Raw genomic sequence first — 749 nt, forward strand, 5'->3', positions numbered from 1 at the left:
GTTGCAGATTGCCTCACAGCATCACATCACAGGGTGGCCGGATGCCCCGGAATCGATGGCCGGATAAAATCGGAATGGGTGGCCGGATACTTTTGGAATCCGTGGCCGGATGACCCCGGAATACGCACACGCGCGCCACGACCGGAATTTAGTCCAATATGGCCGTGCGGGGGGGGAACTGAGGCCCACGCCAACATGCGCCAGAGCCTGCGACCTTCTGCCAGATCTGGGGGGACGTGGAACTTCATCGTAACCGCTCCATTGAGGCCGCGGTTATGCAGCTTGGCTGTTCTGCATTGCCATCGGCGTCCAATTCCATGGGAGTAATTCATCCAGCCGGTTAATCTTGTGATCGTGGATGCGGTCGAGGATGTCAGCGAGATAGGCTTGCGGATCAAGGCCATTCAGCTTGGCTGTTTCAATGATCGTCATGGCGCGTGCGAGTGTTTCCGCACCGGTGTTAGCCCCGGCAAACAGCCAGTTCTTTCTTCCAATGCCGATGGGGCGCAGAGCGCGTTCAGCCGGGTTATTGTCGATGGCCACACGACCGTCTGTCAGGAACAAGCTGAAGGCCTTCTGGCGATTGAGGCCATAGCGGAAGGCCTTGGCCAAATTGCTCTTGCCCGGAATGCGCAGGAGTTGCTGCTCGGACCACGCAAAGAAGGCCTCAACTTTTGGCTGGCTGAATTTTTGACGTGCCGCGTGACGGACGTCAGCAGGCTGGCCACTGATGTCGCGCTCGATGTCAT

1 protein-coding gene is annotated in these 749 nt (G+C 58.1%); it reads right to left on the bottom strand.

The window, feature by feature from the left end; genetic code table 11:
- Window positions 1-273 precede the first annotated feature (273 nt).
- The coding region (locus tag BV911_RS18870; protein ID WP_139840171.1) for a transposase at window positions 274-749 on the bottom strand (476 nt) is incomplete at its 5' end.

This window comes from Pseudoruegeria sp. SK021 (assembly GCF_002119405.1).
In the GTDB taxonomy this organism is placed as follows: Bacteria; Pseudomonadota; Alphaproteobacteria; order Rhodobacterales; family Rhodobacteraceae; genus Meridianimarinicoccus.